The 15,635-nt window shown below is 59.3% G+C and carries 16 protein-coding genes; 7 read left to right on the top strand and 9 right to left on the bottom strand.

The genetic code is table 11. The features are described 5' to 3' along the window. Positions 1-31 precede the first annotated feature (31 nt). From speB to LPB19_RS00825, 3 genes are all read left to right on the top strand, one after another. Complete coding sequence (gene speB / locus LPB19_RS00835; protein ID WP_206644209.1) at positions 32-1,003, top strand: agmatinase; 972 nt, start codon at positions 32-34, stop codon at positions 1,001-1,003. Between the two features lie 631 nt (positions 1,004-1,634). Continuing rightward, complete coding sequence (locus LPB19_RS00830; RefSeq protein WP_206644208.1) at positions 1,635-1,907, top strand: hypothetical protein; 273 nt, start codon at positions 1,635-1,637, stop codon at positions 1,905-1,907. A gap of 163 nt (positions 1,908-2,070) precedes the next feature. After that, entirely contained in the window at positions 2,071-2,577 is a 507-nt protein-coding gene (locus LPB19_RS00825) for a GNAT family N-acetyltransferase (protein WP_206644207.1), read from the top strand. A 60-nt stretch (positions 2,578-2,637) separates the two neighbouring features. Here LPB19_RS00825 and LPB19_RS00820 read toward each other — a convergent pair whose 3' ends face one another. Next, the gene (locus tag LPB19_RS00820) at positions 2,638-2,961 is read right to left on the bottom strand and encodes a thioredoxin family protein (protein ID WP_206644206.1); all 324 of its coding nucleotides are present in this window, start codon (positions 2,959-2,961) and stop codon (positions 2,638-2,640) included. A 98-nt stretch (positions 2,962-3,059) separates the two neighbouring features. Here LPB19_RS00820 and LPB19_RS00815 point away from each other — a divergent pair, with 98 nt between their 5' ends. After that, positions 3,060-3,326 carry a DksA/TraR family C4-type zinc finger protein gene (locus LPB19_RS00815; protein WP_206644205.1) on the top strand — a complete coding sequence of 89 codons (267 nt, stop codon included), beginning with the start codon at positions 3,060-3,062 and terminating at the stop codon, positions 3,324-3,326. Positions 3,327-3,353: 27 nt separating this feature from the next. Here the strand turns inward: LPB19_RS00815 and LPB19_RS00810 are convergent, their stop codons facing one another. Then, positions 3,354-4,646 (bottom strand): NAD(P)/FAD-dependent oxidoreductase, encoded by a 1,293-nt coding sequence (locus LPB19_RS00810; RefSeq protein WP_407943967.1) that lies wholly within the window; start codon positions 4,644-4,646, stop codon positions 3,354-3,356. A gap of 183 nt (positions 4,647-4,829) precedes the next feature. On the opposite strand from LPB19_RS00810, the gene LPB19_RS00805 reads away from it, so the two are divergent. Next, entirely contained in the window at positions 4,830-5,384 is a 555-nt protein-coding gene (locus tag LPB19_RS00805; protein ID WP_228289161.1) for a cupin domain-containing protein, read from the top strand. A gap of 39 nt (positions 5,385-5,423) precedes the next feature. Here the strand turns inward: LPB19_RS00805 and LPB19_RS00800 are convergent, their stop codons facing one another. Then, entirely contained in the window at positions 5,424-6,059 is a 636-nt protein-coding gene (locus LPB19_RS00800) for a TetR/AcrR family transcriptional regulator (RefSeq protein ID WP_206644203.1), read from the bottom strand. A gap of 161 nt (positions 6,060-6,220) precedes the next feature. On the opposite strand from LPB19_RS00800, the gene LPB19_RS00795 reads away from it, so the two are divergent. Continuing rightward, on the top strand, positions 6,221-7,300 hold the full coding sequence (locus LPB19_RS00795) for an efflux RND transporter periplasmic adaptor subunit (RefSeq protein ID WP_206644202.1): 1,080 nt from the start codon (positions 6,221-6,223) through the stop codon (positions 7,298-7,300). Continuing rightward, the gene (locus tag LPB19_RS00790; protein ID WP_206644201.1) at positions 7,300-10,326 is read left to right on the top strand and encodes an efflux RND transporter permease subunit; all 3,027 of its coding nucleotides are present in this window, start codon (positions 7,300-7,302) and stop codon (positions 10,324-10,326) included. Before LPB19_RS00795 ends, LPB19_RS00790 begins: the two co-directional genes overlap by 1 nt. A 12-nt stretch (positions 10,327-10,338) precedes the next feature. Here the strand turns inward: LPB19_RS00790 and astE are convergent, their stop codons facing one another. The 6 genes from astE to LPB19_RS00760 all read right to left on the bottom strand — a co-directional run bounded on the left by astE (position 10,339) and on the right by LPB19_RS00760 (position 15,547). Then, entirely contained in the window at positions 10,339-11,379 is a 1,041-nt protein-coding gene (gene astE / locus LPB19_RS00785) for a succinylglutamate desuccinylase (RefSeq protein WP_206644200.1), read from the bottom strand. Positions 11,380-11,539: 160 nt separating this feature from the next. Beyond that, a complete protein-coding gene (locus LPB19_RS00780; protein WP_206644199.1) occupies positions 11,540-12,265 on the bottom strand; it encodes an ABC transporter permease in 726 nt (241 codons plus the stop codon). 3 nt (positions 12,266-12,268) lie between these two features. Further along, positions 12,269-12,973, bottom strand: a complete 705-nt coding sequence (locus tag LPB19_RS00775; protein ID WP_206644198.1) for an ABC transporter permease — start codon at positions 12,971-12,973, stop codon at positions 12,269-12,271. A gap of 46 nt (positions 12,974-13,019) precedes the next feature. After that, complete coding sequence (locus LPB19_RS00770) at positions 13,020-13,775, bottom strand: transporter substrate-binding domain-containing protein (RefSeq protein WP_206644197.1); 756 nt, start codon at positions 13,773-13,775, stop codon at positions 13,020-13,022. An 87-nt stretch (positions 13,776-13,862) separates the two neighbouring features. Further along, the gene (locus LPB19_RS00765) at positions 13,863-14,633 is read right to left on the bottom strand and encodes an ABC transporter ATP-binding protein (protein WP_206644196.1); all 771 of its coding nucleotides are present in this window, start codon (positions 14,631-14,633) and stop codon (positions 13,863-13,865) included. A gap of 155 nt (positions 14,634-14,788) precedes the next feature. Continuing rightward, the gene (locus LPB19_RS00760; RefSeq protein ID WP_206644195.1) at positions 14,789-15,547 is read right to left on the bottom strand and encodes an FCD domain-containing protein; all 759 of its coding nucleotides are present in this window, start codon (positions 15,545-15,547) and stop codon (positions 14,789-14,791) included. Between the last annotated feature and the right edge of the window lie 88 nt (positions 15,548-15,635).

Raw genomic sequence — 15,635 nt, 5'->3', positions numbered from 1 at the left:
AATTGACGGGGCAATCAGTCAGGGTAATGCAATGTCTGACTCTTTTGACCAATACGCAAACGGAGATCTGGCGTTCACGCGCCAGAGCAACTACGGAACCGCAATAGAAGCCATGTACGCCGGCGCAACCAGCTTTATGCGCCGGCTGTACACCCGGGATCTCACCGGCGTCGATGTTGCCGTCGTCGGTGTTCCCTACGACCTTGCCACCTCCAACCGACCCGGCGCACGGTTCGGGCCGCGCGCCGTGCGCACGGCCTCCACGCAGCTGGCCTGGGCACGCCCCTGGCCCTGGCGCAAGGACCCCTTCCGCACGCTCAACGTGGTCGACTACGGTGACTGCGTGTTCGACCCCGGCCGGCCCGAGCGCATCGTTGAGGAAGTCATGGCGTGGTATCAGCCGATTCTGGATGCTGGCGTGATTCCGCTGAGCATCGGTGGCGATCATTTCGTGACCTACCCGATCATCCGGGCGCTGGCTGACAAACACGGGCCGATTTCGCTGATCCACTTCGATGCCCACTGTGATACCTGGGCCGATGAAGAAGGGCGGATCGATCACGGCACCATGTTCTATCACGCTGCGAAGCAAGGCCTGGTGTCACCCGAGGATTCGGTTCAAATCGGCATGCGTACCGTGAATGAACGCAACCCCGGGTTTAACGTGTTTGATGCCATGTGGCTGCATGAAAACGGCATTGATGCAGCGGTGGAGAAAGTCCGGGCGATCGTCGGCGACCGGCCGGCCTACCTGACCTTCGACATCGACTTCCTTGACCCTTCCTGTGCTCCTGGCACCGGCACGCCGGTGTGCGGTGGTTTTGACACGCTCACGGCGATCAAACTGCTGAAGGGGCTGCAAGGGCTGAACCTGATCGGCTGTGATGTGGTGGAGGTTGCACCGCCGTACGATCACGCTGAAGTGACGGCCCTGGCTGGCGCGACAGTGGCCACCAACCTGGTTTGTCTGCTGGCGGCAGGCAAAGATCCGGAGTTCAGCTAGGCCGCCGCAGAAACAGGTAGTGCAGCCTGTGCAAGCAGGTGACTGACCGAAAGCCCCGTGATGCATCGCACATGGGGCTTTTGTCGTTTTTGCTGCGGGTATTTCGGCCTGCGGCCAATGCGCGTGATTCCCATCATAGAGTGGGCCGGGCTCCGGGCCTGTCGTTGGGCAGGGTCACCTCCCGGAGATCAACGACAACTGTCGCAAAACTTCGTTAACTGGACGCTTCAGGGCTTACAAGTCTATGAAAGTTATGGAATAGTGCTGGCAAGGGAGTTCGGGATGAGCGCACCATGAGCGCGCGCGAAAACGACAATCTGCGTATATCCCGCGGCAGCGCGTGCAAGGGCCTGATTCTTTGGGTCTTGCTATTCAATCTGTTGTAGAAATATATAATTTCCTGAAATTTCCATGTGAGTATAACGACCCGCTAAAAATGGTAGAAATTTGGGATGGCAATTGGGCAGATAGCCATGGGATAGATCAAGGCGCTAAGCGCTATGTGGCCATGCCCGTGAAAATACTGTCATCAATGGAAAGTTAATCAACACGGCTGACAAGTAAAGGGAGCGGACGTATAAATGCACCGCTGCTTTATGCGTTATATTTTTTAAGAGAAAGGGACCTTGTTTTGATTATTGACGAATTGGCTGAAAATCCCGCTAATGCAATGTGTGCGGCTATTGCTGCGATAATTTTCGCATACCTAGGCTACAACGCTGTGCCTGATGGGTCTTTCAACTTTTTGCATCTGCTCGGTGGTTTGGTAGGGTTTTTTATCGGTTATATTGTGGGCCTTTTCACCCTAGGGCTTTTGGGTATAGCTATAGGTCTTGGCCTTTTAGTCGGTAGCGGCTATTTCATTTTCTTCATTTGTATACCGTGGCTATTCGATAAATCGTAAATATAAAAAGGCCATGAAGGTGGTTCCGGGCCGACGGCCCTCTATCGGACGCCCTTATCAGGGCGCTGATCTTGCACCTCTTTAGTGGACACTCCTGACCTATGATTGGACTTTCCCCACTCCGCTGGCTCTTACCGCCAGCGCTGTTAATGAAAATCCGCGCATGAACGTAACGATCAGGCCAGAAAACGCGGGAGATGCCGGGAAGATACGGGCGGTAACTGAGGCCGCGTTCGCGGCATCGCCTTACGGGTACAACAACGAGGCGGGCATTGTGAGTGCACTGCGGCAGGCGGATGCCTTGTCACTCTCCCTTGTGGCGGAAAGCGCTGGAATGGTGGTTGGCCACGTCGCCGTTTCACCGGTGCAGATTTCTGATGGCGCTCAAGGCTGGTATGGGCTGGGGCCTATGTCAGTGTTGCCCGAGTGCCAATGTCAGGGCGTCGGCACCTTGCTGATGCGGGAAACACTCGATGAGTTGCAGCAGGCTGGCGTGAGCGGGTGTGTGTTGTTGGGCGATCCAGGCTATTACGGAAAATTCGGCTTCGCCCGGGTTCCAGGTCTTGTATTCCCCGGAGCCCCGGCACAATACTTTCTGGCCTTGAAACTCTGCGGACAATGCCCCGTCGGCACGGTTTCCTACCATGAGGCATTCGCAGCCGGGGCCTAACACAACCTTGCTGCGGGCGTTTCTGGTGTGTCCTCCGCAGGCCCGTAATGGCCACCGGCCCTATCGGATTTTTTGCAGGGCAGCGTCGATGTCGCGGCTTGTTTCCGGGCGCACGACCCGCGCCATTTCTTCACCGTTTTTCAAAAATATCAGAGACGGCCAGTTCTTCACGCCAAACGTGCGCCCCAATCGGCGGCCTTTGCCATCTTCAACCTTCACGTGCGGAATGTCCGGGTGGTTGTCCATTGCCGTCTTGATGGCCGCCTGAGCGCCCCGGCAGATGCCGCACCAGTTGGTGCCGAATTCGATCACCATGGGCCCTGCGCTCTGGTTCAGCTCCTCACGGCTCAGCGTTTCGGGGGTATATTGGCTGGTGTACGACATAGTGTCTCCTCATGGGGCATCGGCCATCTGTCTTGGGGTGTCCGCACTCGGATGCTACCGTGTAATGGATTCAGTTATCCAGATTGTGGGGTGGGGCTATGGCAGGTGGATGGTCACGGGATGGTGCGGTTCAGGAGCAGATTGATGCCAGCGTTGCAGACGAGATTGAGCGCGCTCGCAGCCAGCTGGCCGGAGGCGAGAGCGCCGCGAACTGCGATGAGTGCGACGCCCCGATTCCAGAGGCCCGGCGCAAGGCGATTCCCGGTGTCCGGCTGTGCATTGGCTGTCAGTCGGAACAGGAAAAGCAGGATTCTCGCGCCGGCGGTATCAATCGCAGAGGCAGTAAGGACAGCCAGCTTCGATAACCCGTTGGCCCCGGTAGTTGATTGGTGTCAGACCAGGTCCTTCGCCCGGTGATACAGCATTCCCACAGCCAGCAGCGGTGAGCGGAATCGTCGGCCTCCGGGGAAGCGCATGTGGTGGATGCGTTCAAACGTCAGCATCCGGTCAGACTCACCCTCAATGTGCTCGGCAATCACCCGCGCTGCCATGTGCGTGGCGTTGATGCCGTGGCCGGAATAGGCCTGGGCAAAGTAGACGTTTTCCATCAGGCGGCCGATCTGCGGCATACGGTTGGCCCCGATGCCGATCATGCCCCCCCACTGGTAGTCGACCTTGATGTCTTTCAGGTACGGAAATACCTTGTCCATGTTCGGTTTCAGAGCGCCAACAATGGACGCCGGATCGCGGCCGGAATAGTTGCACAGGCCGCCGAAGATCAGGCGGTTGTCGGCACTGAGGCGGTAATAGTCCAGCGCGACCCGCTGGTCGCAGACGCCCATGTTCTGCGGCAGCAGTTTGCGGGCCAGATCCTCGGGTAATGACTCGGTCGCAATCACGTAGCTGCCGGCGGGCAGAACCTTGCCTTCAAGCTTGGGGTTCAGGCCGGCGACGTGGGCGTTGCCGCAGATAATCAGTTTGTCGCAGCGAACCGAACCATTGGCGGTTTTGACGTGGACGGTGGGGCCGTACTCAATATCGGTGACGGCGGACTGTTCAAATAATTGAGCACCGCAGTCGATCGCCGCCTTCGCTTCGCCGAGCACCAGGTTCAGCGGGTGCAGGTGGCCGCTGCCCATGTCCACCAATCCACCAATGTAGTTATCGGAGCCGACGATGGTGTGCATCTCGTCGGCGGCTACCATGCGCACTTCGTGGTCATAGCCCATGCTCTCGAGCCAGGCCTTGTCCTCTTCCAGGGCTTTTAGCTGACGCGGCTTGTGGGCCACATCGCAATAGCCCATGACCAGATCGCACTCGATGTTGTAGCGTTTGACGCGCTCGCGAACGATGTCGACGGCTTCCAGCCCCATCTTCTTGATGGACTCGACGCCGGACTGTCCGATCTCGTTTTCGAACTTGTCGACGTCTTCGCCGATACCCCGGATCACCTGTCCGCCGTTGCGCCCGGTCGCGCCCCAGCCAATCTGATAGGCTTCCAGCAGGACAACCTTGTGACCGCGCTCGGACAGCTCCAGGGCCGCATTGACACCGCTGAACCCGCCGCCGATCACACAGATTTCTGTCTCAATGTCCCCGGTCAATCCGGACAGGTTGAGGTTCAGGTTTTTCGTGGCGGCGTAGTAGGAGTCAGGGTAGGTAGGGCGATGGGTTTTGGGGTTCAGCATCATTTCTAGACCGTTTATTTACTATAATCAGCGGTTAATATTTTGAACGAGCTTAACAAAGCTATAGGGGATAACAAGGTATAATTGTTAATTATTATTGACGTGTGTTCACGATTTTGGTCAATTGAAATCGCGCCAAAAGATTAACTTTCACTTCAAGAACGGGAAAGGAGCAGGCCCTTGGATGATGTAGGTAGCCAGCTACGCGCAGTGCGCCAAGCTGCCGGGCTTTCGCAGCGAGAGCTGGCCAAACGATCTGGTGTCACCAACTCGATGATCTCCATGATCGAAAAGAACAAGGTCTCACCGAGTGTGGGCTCGCTGAAAAAAATATTGTCGGGCATTCCCATATCGCTGCTCGATTTCTTTATGACCGAGGAAGCCGAGCACCCATCGACGCCGGTGGTGTATCGAAGCGATGAAATGCAGGCAATCGATGCCGAAGCCGGCATTCTCTGGAAGGTGGTGGGAAACAGTTTCCCGAACCGGAAAATGGCATTCATGGAAGAGCGCTATCCGCCGGGTTCCGATACCGGGCGTGAGTTTTTTGAACACGAAGGCGAAGAAGCCGGACTGATCATCCACGGAAAGCTGGAACTGACCATCGACGGCGTGGATTACGTGCTGGAGCCCGGCGATGGTTACTACTTTGACACCACGCGCCCGCATCGTTTCCGCAACCCGTTTGATGAAACCTGCGTGCTGGTGTCCGCACTGACACCACCAAAACTCTGAGCTGCCTTACCCAAGGGCTGGCGACACGTTGTCGGTCGCTCAGGCGGAAATGGACGACGTCAGCATATCCATGGTGTGGCGGATCAGCTGTTCGGCCGGAAAGGCCGGATTGCCTTCACCCACTTCCGACTGGCAAAGCAGGATGACCCCGTGCAGGGCGCCGCGCAGGTAGAGGGCGGTCTGGATGGGGTCGGTGATCCGGTCCCGGTTCACGGTGCCGTCCTCAAGTCCCAGTTCAATTGCCCCCGCCATCAGTGCCATCAGGTCTGACTTGGAGCACAGCATTTCCTCGGTCTGGCGTTCGTCTGCCTCTGCCATAGCGGTCGAGGCCTTGGTCAGCGCCGAGAAGTAATCCGGCTGCTCCTGATAAAAGCGATAGTAGGATTCCCCAATCGCCCGAATCTGCGCCAGGCCGTTATCGGCGGTCTGGCGTGCCTGTTCAAAACGCCGGAACAGGCTGTGTCCGGCCCTGAGCATGATGCCCCTTTGTATTGCTGCCTTGTCCTTGAAGTAAACGTACAGCAGAGCCCGGCTGAGGTTGGCTGTGCGGGCAATGTCGTCCATCGATGCTCGGTCGTACCCCTTATCGGAAAACACCTGCTCGGCTGCGTCCAGGATGGCATCGTGGCGCGCCTGTTTTTCGCGCTCGCGTCGGGTTTGCAGAGAATTGCTCATGGGCGTGTCCGGTTGGCTCGACCTTCAGAATTTTAGTTGAAACGATTAAAACCTGATCATTGACAAAGTGTCAACAAGTGACATTATGTCGAATTAATGTACCGGATGTCTGATGGAGCGGGCATCCGTAACCAGACAGAGCATGGACGAAAGGACCAGCCATGAAGCCGCACGCCAGTTTTCCCGCCACCGCAGTTGTGATTGCTTTTGCCTTGATTGTTGCCGGCTGCAAAGCCGGCGATGTGAGTTCCGATGCCGCCCCTGACCCGGTCAGTGTCCGGGTTGCCGACGTCACCGGTGGGGAGTCCGTCGGGTTGCCGCTCCGGTTTTCCGGCATTGTCCGCGCCACCCAGCGGGCAACGCTGACCTTTCAGGTCAGTGGCCGACTCAGTGAGCGCTCGGTCGAGTTGGGGCAGCTAGTTGCTGCTGGCGATGTACTGGCCCGTGTCTACAACCCGGCGCTGGCACCGGCGCGGGATTCGGCCAGGGCCAGGCTGGCGGAACTGAACACCCAATACGAGCAGGCGCAACGGGAGTGGCTGCGTTCAAACCGCTTGCATGAGCGCGGGGTGGTGTCGGAGCAGAGTCTGGAACAGCTCGCCGCCCGGCGCGATGGCTTGAAAGCCAGCGTGGCAACGGCCCGGGCGGCACTGGCCGAGGCAACCCAGCTGTTGGACGAGAGCACCTTGCGCGCACCGTTTGCGGGCCGGGTCGAGGCGCTGCTGGTGGAACCGGACGAATTTGTCGCTGCCGGCCAGCCGGTCATGCGCCTGTCCTCGCCGGAGGGCCGGGAAGTGGAGGTTCGTGTGCCGGCCTATCTGCTGGGCCATGTAGAGCTTGGCCAGGCGCTGTCGGTCTGGTCGGTTCAGGATCGCAGCCGGCCGGTGCAGACAGGTTCGGTGGTGGAAATCGCCCAGGCCGGGGCGATTCGTGGCGAGCTGCACCCCGTGCTGGTGAGTCTGCCGGTCAACACGCTGGAGCCGGGTGAGCCGGTCGAGGTTGGCATTACCCCGACACGCGCCTCGGCGATGACCGTGCCGCTGGTGTCGGTGATGCGCACGGCTGATGGTATGGGGGTGTTCCGGGTCCGGGACGCTCAGGCCGATCGGGTGCCGGTGACCGTGGACCGGATTATCGGTGAGCGGGCGGTCGTGCGTTCTGACCACCTGCAACCTGGCGATCAGGTGGTGTTCGCCGGGATGACCCGTCTGACCGATGGGGACCGGGTGGAGGTGCGCTGATGATTCGTTATCTGATGGGGTGCCAGCGCCTGCTGGGTATGGTGGTCACCATGCTCTGCCTGCTGGGGATTGCCGCTTACGTCACCATGCCCCGGCAGGAAGACCCGTCCTTTCCCTACCGGGCCGGTATGGTTTACGTCAATTACCCTGGTGCCAGTGCCGATGCGGTTGAACGCCTTGTGCTGGCGCCCCTGGCCGATGAATTGCGTCAGGTGGAAGAGGTGGACTTCGCCTCCGGAACCGCCCGTACCGGGGTGGCTCTGATGCGCATTAATCTGCATGACGACATCTACGACACCGACTCGGCCTGGGACCGGGTGCGCCAGGCGATGGAGCGTGCACGGCAGGACATTCCGGATGACGTCGGTGCCATGCGTCTGGACGACCGCTTGATTGATATTCCCGCCATTGTTCTGGCGGTCAGCGGCGCGTCTTCGGTTACGGCGTTGTCGGACGTGGCCGAGCGCGTGAAGCAGAACCTGCTGGATGTTGAGGGTGTTTCCAGAATCGAACTGGAAGGCGATGCCGACGAACAGATTACCCTGGCGCTGGACGATGCCGCCCTGTATCGGCTGGGGATTGCTCCGTCGCGGGTGATGGAAACCCTGGCGCGCCGGAATCAGACCATTCCCGGCGGCTTCGTGGTGGTGGACGGGCGCCGGCTCTCGGTGCTGCCAAACAGCGAATTTGCCGACATTGATGCGATCCGCGCCACGCCAATTGAGCTGCCGGACGGCTCGCAGGTGCCCCTGGCGGCCGCCGCCGAAGTCTGGCGGGGACCGGCCGAACCCCGACAGCCGGAAACCTGGTACGACGGCGAGCGGGTGGTGCTGGTCAGCATCATCATGGAAGAGGGCAGCACCGATGCCATCCGGTTTGGCAAACGGATTCGGGAGCGGCTTGACCTGATCCGGCCGGAGTTTCAACCCTACGACATTCGCGAAATGTTTTTCCAGCCGGACAAGGTGGAGGATCGCCTGGTGAACCTCGCCTGGAGCCTGCTGTTTTCGGTCCTGATTATCGTGGCGGTGGTTTTCACCGGCATGGGCATTCGCATGGGGTTGCTGGTGGCCTCCATTCTTCCCATGGTGGCGATGATCAGTGTCGGCCTGTATGACCTGGGCGGTGGGGTGTTACACCAGATTGCGGTGATCGGCATGGTCATATCCCTGGGCATTCTGATCGACAACGCCATTGTCATCATCGAAAACATTCAGGGCCACCTGGAAGCCGGCCTGGCTCGCCTTGATGCGATGCGCAGTGCGATTTCGGAGCTGGCGGGCCCGCTCGGGGCGTCTACCGGCACCACCCTGGCGGCGTTTGCGCCGCTGCTGCTGTCCAAGGGCGGAACGGCTGACTTCACCCGGGGCATTCCGGTGATGATCATGCTCACCCTGTCCGTCAGTTACCTGCTGGCGATTTCGGTGGTCCCGCTGCTGGCGGCGCGGTTCCTGAAACCCCGCGGCCATACCCGCCCGGACCGGCTGATCGGGCTTGCCGGCGCCCTGGGTCGCCTGGTGTCCCGCTACCCCGGCCGGCTGATCGCTGGCGGTACCTTGCTGGTGGCCCTCAGCCTTGCCATGACGCCGTTTATGGCGAAGCAGTTTTTCCCCAACGCCGACCGCCCCCGAGTAATTGTTGAAATGTACCTGCCGGAAGGCACGGATCAGGCGCGCACGGCCGAGGTGGCGGCGGATCTGGAACGGGCCGTCCGCACCCGGCCCGATGCGCTGGAGGTGCACCGGTTTGTCGGGTACGCCGGGCCGGCGTTTTACTACAACCTGCAGCGCGCGCCCCAGGCACCGAATCGGGCGCGCCTGGTTATTCGCACCCCGGCGCTGGAAGACACCACCGACATGGTTCGCTGGGTGCGGGCGCATGTGAAAGAGCAGATGCCGGAGCTGGATGTGACCGTGGGCATTCTCGGTCAGGGGCCGCCCAGGGCGGCGCCGGTGGCGGTGCGGGTTTACCATCCGGACGATGCGCTTCGGACTCAGGCGGTGGAACAGGTGTTCTCGATCCTGCGGGACGTGCGCGGCACCGTGGATGTCCGGCACGATCTGGATCTGGGGGTGCCCAGTATCGCCATCAACGTGGATGATGCCTCGGCGGCCCGCTACGGCCTGACCCGGGCGGATGTGGCCCAGAGCCTGTACGGCCAGAGTTTTGGTGTGGTCGCTGAGCGCTACCGGCAAGAGGCCGACCCGATTCCGCTGGTGCTGCGCTCCCGGGAGGGCACGGCGCTGTCACTGTCCCGCTTGCTGTCTGTGAACATCTACAATGACCGCGGCGATGCGGTGCCGCTGTCCGCCATTGCTTCGGTGGAAACCCGGTGGGAGCCCGCCGCCCGGTACCTGCGCAACGGGGTGCGCACCAATACCGTCACGTCCAACCTGCTGACCGGTTACAGCTTCAGTCAGGTTCTGGACGGGTTGTATCGTGAGTTGGAAGCCAACCCGTTGCCGGAGGGTGCCCGAATCGAGATGGGCGGTGATGCCGAAGGGTCGGGGGATGCCAATCTGGCGCTGCTGACTGCGGCGCCGATCGGTGTGCTGTTGCTGCTGTTCTTCCTGCTGCTGCAGTTCAACTCGTTCCGCCGGGTCGGAATCATTCTGCTGACGGTGCCACTGGCCGCCGTGGGTATCATCCCCGGGCTGGTGCTGTCGGGTTCGCCTTTCGGCTTCCAGTCGATGCTGGGGGTGATTGCGCTGGTGGGTATCGTGGTGAACAACGCCATCGTGCTGCTGGATGTCATGGACCGACAGCTGAAAGCCGGTGAGGACATCAGCAACGCGGTGCGTCTGGCGGTTGAGCAGCGTACCCGGCCCATTCTGCTGACCACCGCGACCACGGTAGCGGGGCTCTTGCCGCTGGCGTTTTCCAGCTCCACGCTCTGGCCGCCCATGGCCTGGGCGATTATTTCCGGCCTGTTGGCGTCCACGGTTCTGACCCTGCTGATGGTCCCTGCGATTTGCAGCAAGGTCATTCGCGCCGGCGTTGCCGAGCCGGTGAACGCCCCGGCCTGAGCCGGAGACTGATCAGGCCTCGTCGCGCTGCAGGGGCCTGATCAGCAGACCGACCCGTTGCCCGACCGGCACCTGGCGGTTCGGAAACACAATCGATTCGGGAATGTCGCCCACGGTGTAGCGGGTGTCTTTGTCCTCCCAGATGACCTCTCCGGTGCCATATGCGGTGAAGTTGGCCACGTCGTCGGGGATATGGAACTCAAAGCTGTCGCCGGTATTGAGAATCTCGTAAACCACCTTGAACACCGTGATCCGGTCCGAGGCTTGGGCCGGGGCAGGGTGGCCCCGGAAGCGCCGGCGCAGGGCGTCCCGGATTCCGGTGAACCGGCTCAGATCGTTCTGGCCGAAGGGTCTGACCTTGCCCAGCTCAATGGTAAAGCTTTCCGCGCCCAGCTCCGATGAGGAGAAAGACGAGAACGTCGTGCCTTCCTTGTGCTGCAGCAGCAGGGTTTCGACATCCGCTTCCAGCAGAAAATCACACTGATCGGCAGGCACCTGTCGCCCCTCTACAAACGGGTACAGCGCGAACTTTTCACGCTGGGACGGACGTATCGCTGTGTGCAAATCGTAGTGATTCAGGGCGCCGGTGTAGCGACCGGCGAAGTCGCGGCAGAATTCTTCCAGTTGCTGCGCCCGGACAGCCTCGGGCAGGCCCTGATATTCCGCCTTGCGGTGGGCGCCGTGGAACAGCCGGTTCATGTTGGCGTCCACGAACCGGTCGCCTTTGATCATCGCCGCCGGGTTGCCCAGAATCAGCAGCATCGGGCAGGCCGCGTGCCATTCCCCGTTCAGCAATTCGTTGACCAGCCCGTTCAGCACTTCAATCGGTGCGGTTTCGTTGCCGTGCACGCCTGCGGAAATGATCAGGGTTTCGGCATTGGGATTTGGCCGGTCCGCGGGTGGAGTGACTTCCAGCACGCCCAGGGCCTTGCGGGTAATCCGGGTGCCGTCGGCCAGTTGCGTGTGGGTTTCCGAGACGTCTTTCGCAGCATGCTCGAGGGTATGTTCGAGCCAGTCGGAAGCGGCGTCAAAAAGGGTGTGATCAATCGTCATGTTGCATCCCCGTCATGATCGAAAGGATAGCAGGGTGTTGCTTGCCTGAGGGTTCAATACGAAGTGCGTCGGGAGTCGGGTGCTGGCACCCGTAAAAGGAAGAGTTGTCCCGGGCGGCAACACCCTGCCTGCCCGGGAATACACCCGATTGGGGGCTCCCTCAGGAGCCTCCTACGGGCCGCTGGTGCCGGAGGAGGTGGTTCTCCAGCTTGCGGAAGGCAAAGACCAGCATGAAGGTGAGCACCATGTAAATCAGCGCCACACAGATAAAGGCGTCGAACGGGGCGTAGAAGCGGGAGTAAATGTTCCGCGCCGCACCGGTCAGGTCGACAATGGTCACCACGCTGGCAATCGCACTGGAGTGCAGCATGAAGATGACCTCGTTGGAATAGGCCTGAACAGCCCGCCGGGCTGCGCTTGGCAGAATGATTCGGCGCATGCGCATGAACCAGCTCATGCCGTAGGCCTTGGCGGCTTCGATTTCGCCATTGGGGGTGGCGTTGATGGCACCGCGAATGATCTCAGTGGTGTACGCGGCGGTATTCAGGGTGAAGGCCAGCAAGGCCGGGTAGAACGGCTCCTTGAAGATGTCCCACCAGAAGGTTTCCTGAATGCCCGGGATCTGCGCAATACCGTAGTAGATGATGTACAGCTGGATCAGCAGCGGTGTCCCACGGAAGATGTAGGTATAGAGCCAGACCGGGCCGGAAACCATCGGGTTCTTGCTGGTGCGCATGATGGCCAGCGGGACGGCCATCACCAGACCAATCAGCAGGGACAGGAACACCAACTGTACAGTACTGACCAGACCATTCCAGTATTCCATCATGGTCATGGCCGTGAAAATTTCGTTTTGATTCAGCCACTCGGCAATAAATTCAGGCACGTCTTATCCCCCTTTAACCACGCCGGCATTCGCGCGCTTGTCGAGCCACTTGATGAACAGCTCAGAGCCGGCTGTCAGCAGCAGGTATACGGCCGCCACAGGAATGAAAAAGTGGAACGGCATGCGCTCGGCCTTGGCCGCTTCCTCGGCAACCCGAACCATGTCGGTCAGGCCAATAATCGATACCAGTGCCGTGGTTTTCAGCAGTACCTGCCAGTTGTTGCCCAGGCCGGGGAGGGCGTGGCGCAGCATCTGCGGGAACATGATCCGCCGGAAGGTGTGCCAGCGGCTAAATCCGTACGCCTTGGCCGCTTCAATCTGGCCCTTGTCGACCGCCAGGAAAGCACCGCGGAAGGTCTCGGTCATGTAGGCGCCAAAGATCAGGCCAATGGTGACAACGCCGGAAATAAACGGATTGAACTGGAAAAAGAAATCAATCTCGTAGGCGTCCCAGAGGAAATCCGACAGGTTGTTCACCGCCACCTGACCGCCGTAATAGAACAGCAGCATCATGACGAGGTCGGGAACACCACGGATAAGGGTTGTGTACGCCGTTGCAACGCCTCTCGCGACCGGGTTACCAGAGAGCTTGGAGGACGCACCTATCAAGCCAATGAATAACGCCAGGGCAAGGGAGAGGAAGGCCAGTTCAACGGTAACAATGGCCCCTTCTAATAGAGCCGGGCCATAGCCTTTCAGATCGAGCATGGAATAGTCCGGTAGGTCAGGGGTGGCCTAAGCCACCCCTGGAGGTTTACATCTTGATATCGTAACTGAAGTATTTGTTCATGATGGTGTCGTAGGTGCCATCGTTCTTCAGCTTCTTCAGGGCGGCGTTTACTTTGCCGGCCAGGTCTTTGTCGCGCTGACGCATAGCAACGCCCACGCCTTCACCCAGCTTGACCGGCTCGCCAACTTCCTTGAAACCGTCCTTGCTCAGGATGGTCTGCTCACCAACCGGGTAGTCAACGAAGACCACGTCCAGACGCTCACCTTCGAGGTCCAGAACCATGTCGTCAGCGGTGGTGTAACGCTTGATGGTGACCACGCCACCCATTTCTTCAGTAACGAAGGTGTCCATGGTGGTGCCGCGCTGAACGCCAACGGTCTTACCCTTCATGGCATCCATGTCGGTTACGTCGGTGTCGAAGTCGGTGCGGCCGAACCAGCCACCCGGAGTGTTGTAGTACGGCTCGGAGAACAGAACGCGCTCAGCACGCTCGGGAGTGATGGACATGGAAGACATGATGGCGTCGAACTTACGCGCCAGCAGTCCCGGAATCATGCCGTCCCAAGCCTGGATAACGAATTCGCAGTCGGCTTTCATCTCTTCGCACATGGCTTCCGCCAGTTCGACTTCGAAGCCGGTCAGTTCGCCGTTTTCATCTTTGTATTCGAACGGTGCGTAAGGCACGTCGAATGCGATGCGGACTTCCTTCCAGTCTTTGGCCTGAACCGAACCGGCCGCCATGGCCAGGGCACAGCTCGCTGCAACAAACAGTTTTTTCATGTGTCACTTCTCCTAGTGGTCTGCCTTTTCGGCTTATTTCTTATGAAAACTTCGCACTGAAGCTCGAGATCAAGATAGCACCGTGACTCAGAACTTGGGAGCAAGGAACTGCTTCATTCGTTCGGAATCCGGGTTATCAAACACCTTGTCAGGGGTGCCTTGTTCCTCGATCACGCCTTGATGCAAATATAGGACCTGCGTTGACACATCCCTTGCAAAAGCCATTTCGTGGGTCACCACGATCATGGTCCGGCCTTCCTCGGCCAGGCTCTGCATGACCTTCAGGACTTCACCAACCAGCTCAGGGTCCAGGGCGGATGTCGGCTCGTCGAACAGCATTACTTCGGGCTCCATTGCGAGAGCACGGGCAATGGCTGCACGCTGCTGCTGACCGCCGGACATCTGGGCGGGGTAGTAGTCCTTACGCTCATAGATGCCTACCTTCTGGAGGTAGGCCTCTGCGCGTTCGATCGCCTCTTTCTTGGGAACCTTGAGCACGTTAATCGGTGCTTCAATGATGTTCTCCAGGACTGTCATGTGAGACCAGAGATTGAAGCTCTGGAACACCATGGACAGTTTCGAGCGAATTTGTTCCACCTGCCGGTTGTCCGCGGGGATACGCTCTCCGCGACGGTTCTCGGTGAACCGGATTGGGTCACCGTGCACGATAATGTCGCCGGAGGTGGGTGTTTCAAGTAGGTTGATGCACCGCAGGAAAGTACTTTTTCCGGAACCCGAACTTCCAATCAGGGAGACAACGTCTCCTTTGCGGGTTTCGAGGGAAACGCCCTTCAAAACTTCAAGTTTGTCGAAGGTTTTATAAATATCCCTGCAGATCAAAGGCGCTTGGTCCGCCATGGGTAGCTCCTGAAGCTGTCAGTAAAAGCCGCATGTTTTACGGACTGAGTTAATAGAAATCAAGACCTGTTGTGCAGGGTTTTGTTTCAGAACCCCGCTGCAGGGCCCGTCCCTACAGGCTTCGTCATTCCGGCCAATCCCGCGCCACAATTGGCTCAGAGGCTTGTCAAGTGTTGCTGATCCGGACTGATTTTCGGAATGGGTATTCGGATCACTTCGCGTCCTTCCATTTCCAACTTTTTCATAGCATTGCTCACAAAACGTACATGAGCAACGGCTGCTTTCTGGGCCGCGTTGGCTTTCCCGGCCAGAATCGCATTATAGAGTTGCTTGTGCTGACGGGCGATCTGCCCGCGCATCTCCTGCCGCGGATTAAGGTTGGCGACCGACGCCTGAACCGTCATCAGCATCATGTTCTTCAGGCCGCTGAGCACGTGCACCAGCACCGGGTTGTGGGACGCCTCGACAATGGCCAGGTGAAAGTTGTGGTCTGGCCGGGCGTTGCTCAGAGGGTCGGTCGCTTCAAGCGCCTGAAAGGCCTTGGTGATCCGGTGCTTATCCAGTCGGGTGGCGCGTTGGGCGGCCAGGAAGGCGGCCTGACCCTCCAGTTGTTCCCTCACTTCCAGCAGGTCGTACAGGGTACGGGGGTGGCCTTCATACAGGTGCATCAGCGGGCTCTGGTTATCGAGTTCCTCCGGTTCGGGCACCATGCTGGCCACAAAGGAACCTTTGCCATGCCGGGTTTCAATCACGCCGCGCCCCTGCAGTTCGTGCAGGGCTTCACGAATCACCGAGCGTGACACACCCAATCGCATGGAGAGTTGGCGCTCCGATGGGATTTTTTGCCCCGGGGCGAGTCCGCCATCAAGGATGAGCCGTTCGAGTCGGTAAGAAATTTCCTGGGAAATAGCCATGACAAATCCCGTTGTTGCGTGCTGGTCTGACCAGTAATTCGATCATCGGTCAGCCGGTTTTGTTGTTTTATATCCGGGCCAGAGCGCT

This window comes from Marinobacter salinisoli (genome assembly GCF_017301335.1).
Lineage (GTDB): Bacteria > Pseudomonadota > Gammaproteobacteria > Pseudomonadales > Oleiphilaceae > Marinobacter > Marinobacter salinisoli.
This window is presented reverse-complemented; position numbering and strand designations above follow the sequence as displayed.